Raw genomic sequence first — 5,559 nt, forward strand, 5'->3', positions numbered from 1 at the left:
CAATGGCTATTTCCGGGGCGAGCAGTATCGCAGATCTCCCCATTTCCAGGCTTTGCCGGGCCAGATCTAAGTAAACAAGGGTCTTGCCGCTGCCGGTTATCCCGTGCAGCAGGCAGGCCCCGAAGCCCTGCCGCAATCTTGGAGACAGATGTTTCAGGGCTTCTTTTTGTTCCGGGCTGAAACAAAAATCCTGCCCTGCTTCCAGGCTTCCCCCCTCTGGTTCATCCCCGGGTTTGCAGGGACACACCAGTTCCTTGTCCTGCAGGGCCTGCAGGGCCTTTGTACTGCCCTGGCCGAGCTCCGCCCTTATACTGGAAGCGGTTCTGGGGCCGTGGGCGTAAAGAAGATCCATTACAGCCCACTGTACCCTGGCCTGTGGTCTTATGGGCCATGGGGGGTCACTGGAGACGGTCAAAGCAGGTTCTTTGCCGCCTGGACTTTTTACATCCAGTTCTCCCTGCATCCAGAACTCAGCCAGTCTGGAAAGAAACTCCCTGTTATCCCGGCCGCTGGAAAAAGGAATCTTCTTGTTTTTTCTGTCCCGCCAGCCGTCAGGAACCCTGCGCAGGGAAGCAGGCAAAACAGATGCCAGCACCCGGCCCAGGCTGGTCAACTGCCGGGCGGCCACGTTTTCCAGCATTTCCAGGTAGTCGGCACTAAGTACTGCCTCTTTTTCCAGAGGCCAGAATATGCTTTTAAGCTTTTTTTCTGTGGGAAGGGCGGGGACACTGCGCTCCAGAACAGCACAGCAGAGCTTGTTGCTTTGTCCCATGGGCACAAGCACCCGCATGCCCGGGTGCCAGACGTGCACGGGCAGATAAGGGGGCAGAGCATAGCTCAGGCTGGAGTAAGGCTGGCAGAGTATTGCAGCGGACCAGACTGAAGCGCGGGCATCTTGTGTTTGCATACGCGGGTTGCATAGGAATTGAGTAACCATTCAGGGGAGCAGATACCCTGGAGACCTCTGACCTCTCCCGGGGGACAGTCCCGAAGCCGGGACAGCCCCCCTCTGACATCTGACTTCTGACTTAGCGCCGGGGAAGAAATTCCTCCAGGTTTTTCAAAAGATCGGATTTAAGCTCATCATCCTGCAGTGCGAAATGTATGTTCGCACTGAGATAGTCCACCCAGTTGCCGATATCATAGCGCTGGCCCTCCAGCTTCACCGCCAGGAGCCTCTTGTTGCGGGCCATGGACTGCAGGGCGTCAGAGAGCTGATACTCCAGGTTGTGACCGGGTTCCAGGGTTTCCAGGTGTTCGAATATCTCCGGAGTCAAAACATAGCGTCCCACTATGGCCAGACGGGAAGGAGCATCTTCCACCCTGGGCTTTTCATAGACATTGCGGATGCGGTAAAGGCCGGGGGAAATCTCCTCTCCCTGGATGATGCCGTAATTGGAGACGCTCTCTCTGGAAACCTCAACCACGCCCACCACCGACATATGCTCGGTCTTGGCTGCTTCCAGAAGCTGCTTTATGGCCGGGCGACGGCTGAACATGAGGTCGTCCCCCACCATGACAGCAAAGGGTTCTTTTGAAACCACCTCCCGGGCGCAAAGTACAGCATGTCCAAGGCCCAGCTGTTCTTTCTGACGCACGGAAATGATATTGGCCATTTCGGCCACCTGGCGCACTTCCCGCAGAAGATACTCTTTGTTTGTCCGCCTCAGGACTGCTTCCAGGGCCAGATTGTAATCAAAATGATCCTCAAGGATCCTTTTTTGCTGGTTGGTCACAAACACAACATTGGTCAGATCCGCCTCGATAGCCTCTTCCACTACGTGCTGCACCGCCGGCTTTTTATATATGGGGAGCATTTCCTTGGGGATGTTCTTGGTTGCAGGCAAGGACCTTGTTCCCCAACCAGCTACAGGAATTACAACTTTTTTGGCTTCCATGATCATGCTCCTTGTTTGTCTTAAAAAATAATTCACAGGCAGAGCCGCCACCTGAAGCAGGCTCTGCTCCATATCCCCCTATGCACGAAGACCTTCCTCCACAGCCCTGGCCAGTTTTATGGCCATGTCCTCCACCAGGGTATCATCCTGGCCTTCCACCATGACCCTGGCTACGGATTCGGTGCCGGAATACCTGAGCAGAACCCGGCCCTTGCTGCCCAGCTGAGCCTCGGCATCTTTGACCGCTTCCTGAACCTGCTGCACCTCTTCAAAGGGCATTTTCCTTTCCACATGCACATTGATAAGTCTCTGTGGAAACGGTGTCAAAAGCCTGGAAAGCTCGGACAGGGGCCTGTTCTTCTGCAGCATGATCTTTAAAAGCTTGATGCCGGCCAGGATGCCGTCCCCTGTGGTTGCGTAATCCAGGAAGATGAGGTGTCCTGACTGCTCTCCGCCAAGGACGGCTCCTTCCTTGCGCATGGCCTCCACCACGTAGCGGTCCCCGACCTTTGTGCGCAGCAGCCTTCCTCCATGTTCCTGCATAAAGACTTCAAGGGCCATATTGCTCATGACCGTACTCACCAGCAGGTTGCCCGGCAACGCATCACGTTCCATGAGATCCATGGCGCATATGGCCATTATCTGATCCCCATCCAGAATCACCCCGTTTTCATCTATGGCGATAAGCCGGTCCCCGTCCCCGTCCAGGGTCAGGCCCAGATCCGCTCCGTGCTCCAGGACCATGGAGGCTGCCACTTCAGGATACAGTGAGCCGCACTTCTTGTTGATGTTCACTCCGTCGGGCTCTGTACCGGCCATGATTACCTTGGCTCCCAGTTCTTCAAAGATAAGCGGGGCCACCCTGTAAGTGGCACCGTGGGCACAGTCTATCACTACCTTCATCCCCTGCAGGGACATGGTGTTGGGCAGGCTGTTCTTCAGGTGAACAATATATCTTCCAGGACTGTCCACGATTTTTCTGGCCCGACCTATGGCTTCGGGCTGGGGATGCTTCCAGTTTACATCCGGGGACAGAACCAGTTCGGATATATCCTCCTCCACCTGATCTGAAAGCTTGAATCCCTTGTGATCGAAAAACTTGATCCCGTTATCCATGAAGGGATTGTGCGAGGCGGAAATGACCACTCCCAGGTCGGCGCGCATGTTCTTGGTCAGAAAAGAAATGGCCGGGGTGGGCATGGGTCCCACCAGAAAGACATCCATGCCCGAAGCACAGAAGCCGGAGGTCAGGGCGTTTTCAAATACATATCCCGAAAGCCGGGTATCCTTGCCGATGAGCACCCTGTGCCGCCTGTGTCCGTTGCGGAAATACTGGCCTGCTGCCAGGCCAAGCCTGAGCACTATCTCAGGAAGCATGGGAAAAATATTGGCTTGCCCTCTCAGGCCGTCTGTACCAAACAACTTTTTACGCATGCCGGATTCTCCTGTCTGTTTAATCTATTGAAATTTCAACTTTTTCTGGACGCATCTCCAGGACTTGTCCATGCTCGGGCAACTCTGCATACACTTGCAATTCATGTACCCCCGGACCTGCCCCTGGATTTTTTTCCACGTAGTAATGAATTTTTTCACGCCAGCCATCCTCCTGGAGCAACTCCCGGGGGAGATCAAGGTAGGCCCTGACATAACCAGGGTCCAGGCTGTAGTTTACCCCCTGTGCACCTCTGACCTCAATGGGTTTTCTTACCCAGATATCCTCCAGCACCGGCCCGAAGACAAGTTCCACGCGCACGTCAGAGGGAGTGCTTTCCAGTTCCGGGCGCAGATCAAGCCCCGCCTTGCGCTGAAACCTGTCCGGCCTGTCTGAATCAACAGCCACAGGTCTTGTTTTCACAGTATCCATATTTTTCAGGATCTTTTCGGGTCCGCGCACATGCAGTGCTGCCGGCTCAACCATCTTGTTTTTCAGCTCGTAATAAGGACTTATTGCCCCTGTCCAGACAACCTCTACAGGCAGCTCGCGGCTTACAATCCTGTCCACCTCCAGTTCCAGCCTGGCAGGTGTGATTTCCACCGCCTGCACCGCCCGGGGCAGGTTTATTCTTTTTGGGTCCAGGACAATGGTGTTTTCTCCCTGCTCCAACCCTGACAAATCAAGATTATAAGCCAGGCGGGCCATGTCCATACGGCTCAGCATGGTCTTGGTGGCCCTGCACCTGACAGTGACCTTGCTGACCATGCCGGAAATCACTGTATAATCCTCCGAAAGATGCGAGACCTCCACCGGGACATCCACCCACATCTCCACCTTTTCCTGGCCGCTTATAAGGTACCAGAAAAAAACAGCCATAACCACGGCCAGTATCCTGTACTGCCAGTTGCTTTTGAGCATGCTTTTATTTTAACTGTAAAAAATCATTAGTAAAAGCCACGTTCCTGTCCTCTGTCATTCTGTCATCCTGTCTCTGTCCACTTATTTTTCCCAGGCCGATGTGAGTACTCTTCTAAGGCGTACCTCATCAAGTCCAGGAATCAGTTTGCCTGACATGGCCACTGAAATCATCCCCTTCTCTTCCGAAACCACCACTGCAAGGGCGTCGCTCTCTTCTGTTATGCCAATGGCCGCCCTGTGCCTGGTGCCGAAGTTCCACCTGGAAGGCACGCCCACGGCCAGGGGGAGGATGCAGCCGGCATAGGCGATTTTGTTGGCCCTGACCACAACAGCCCCGTCGTGCAGTCTGGTACTGGGATAAAATATGGTCTCCATAAGTTCCCTGGAAAAATCGGCATTGAGTTCCACACCGGACTCCACAACATCTCCCAGCGGAGTTCTTTTTTCCAGGACAATAAGGGCACCGATTTTTTTCTCCGCCATATGCACCGCTGCCAGAATCAGTTCGTCCAGAACTTTATTCGTGGGCCGGGGATTGAACCACAGCCTGCCCGCACCCATTTCCGCCAGTGCCTTGCGGATATCGCTCTGAAAAAGGATGATCACCACCAGAAACAGGGACCCCAGAAAATTGGTCAGCATTCCATGCAGGGTATACAGGCCGAACTCATCCGCAACGTAATAAACCACCATGAGAATAAGCAGGCCGTAAACCACGGAAACTGCTCTGGTACCTTTCAGAAAGAGCATGACCCTGTAAGCGATGTAGGCCACCACCGCTATGTCCACCAGATCTCGCCAGCCGATCTGAACAATACCCAGGTCTAAGAGCATATATTTTCTACGATTTTCAAAGTGTTTGCGGTATCCGCAACATCATGCACCCTGTGTATGCCCACCTGCTTGGCGGCCATGAGTGCCGTCCCCACCTGGGTGGGCATCCCTCTACCCTCAAGTTCCACCTCCAGCAGACCGCTCCACAGGGACTTGTAGGACAGACCCACATACAAAGGACGTCCCAGAATATGGAAGCATTCCATGTTTCTCATTATTTCCAGGTTGTGCTCTAAGTTCTTTCCAAAGCCGATCCCGGGGTCAAGGACTATGTGGCTTTCAGGAATCCCAGCCTGCACCAGCCTGGCAAGGTGGGTTTCAAAAAAGGACAGAATTTCCCGGGTTACATCCCGGTACCGCGGATCCGTCTGCATGCTCTCGGGACGGTCCAGGGTATGCATCAACACATAGCCCGGCTTGTATTGCACCAGAACGTCCAGCAGCTGTGGATCAAAACGGCAGGCTGAAATATCG

At 54.1% G+C, this 5,559-nt stretch carries 6 protein-coding genes; all 6 read right to left on the reverse strand.

Features of this window, described 5'->3' with window-relative positions:
• On the reverse strand, nucleotides 1–907 hold a 907-nt coding region (locus D5S03_RS08330), incomplete at its 3' end, for a primosomal protein N' family DNA-binding protein (protein WP_287043431.1).
• Nucleotides 908–1,028: 121 nt separating this feature from the next.
• Nucleotides 1,029–1,898 carry a UTP--glucose-1-phosphate uridylyltransferase GalU gene (galU, locus tag D5S03_RS08335; RefSeq protein ID WP_008868519.1) on the reverse strand — a complete coding sequence of 290 codons (870 nt, stop codon included), beginning with the start codon at nucleotides 1,896–1,898 and terminating at the stop codon, nucleotides 1,029–1,031.
• Nucleotides 1,899–1,976: 78 nt separating this feature from the next.
• Nucleotides 1,977–3,332 (reverse strand): phosphoglucosamine mutase, encoded by a 1,356-nt coding sequence (gene glmM, locus D5S03_RS08340; protein WP_008868520.1) that lies wholly within the window; start codon nucleotides 3,330–3,332, stop codon nucleotides 1,977–1,979.
• Nucleotides 3,333–3,351: 19 nt separating this feature from the next.
• Nucleotides 3,352–4,251 carry a CdaR family protein gene (locus tag D5S03_RS08345; protein WP_008868521.1) on the reverse strand — a complete coding sequence of 300 codons (900 nt, stop codon included), beginning with the start codon at nucleotides 4,249–4,251 and terminating at the stop codon, nucleotides 3,352–3,354.
• 81 nt (nucleotides 4,252–4,332) lie between these two features.
• Nucleotides 4,333–5,085, reverse strand: a complete 753-nt coding sequence (gene cdaA / locus D5S03_RS08350) for a diadenylate cyclase CdaA (protein WP_008868522.1) — start codon at nucleotides 5,083–5,085, stop codon at nucleotides 4,333–4,335.
• Nucleotides 5,076–5,559: dihydropteroate synthase (locus D5S03_RS08355; RefSeq protein ID WP_287043433.1), on the reverse strand; the 484-nt coding region annotated here is incomplete at its 5' end. The genes cdaA and D5S03_RS08355, both read right to left, overlap by 10 nt.

Origin of the sequence: Desulfonatronospira sp. MSAO_Bac3, from assembly GCF_003838035.1 — a bacterium.
Lineage (GTDB): Bacteria > Desulfobacterota > Desulfovibrionia > Desulfovibrionales > Desulfonatronovibrionaceae > Desulfonatronospira > Desulfonatronospira thiodismutans.

Excerpts from the sequence above, each read along its gene's own strand:
- D5S03_RS08345 (WP_008868521.1), bottom strand. The coding sequence starts at position 4,251 with ATGCTCAAAAGCAACTGGCAGTACAGGATACTGGCCGTGGTTATGGCT.
- cdaA (WP_008868522.1), bottom strand. The coding sequence starts at position 5,085 with ATGCTCTTAGACCTGGGTATTGTTCAGATCGGCTGGCGAGATCTGGTG.
- galU (WP_008868519.1), bottom strand. The coding sequence starts at position 1,898 with ATGGAAGCCAAAAAAGTTGTAATTCCTGTAGCTGGTTGGGGAACAAGG.
- glmM (WP_008868520.1), bottom strand. The coding sequence starts at position 3,332 with ATGCGTAAAAAGTTGTTTGGTACAGACGGCCTGAGAGGGCAAGCCAAT.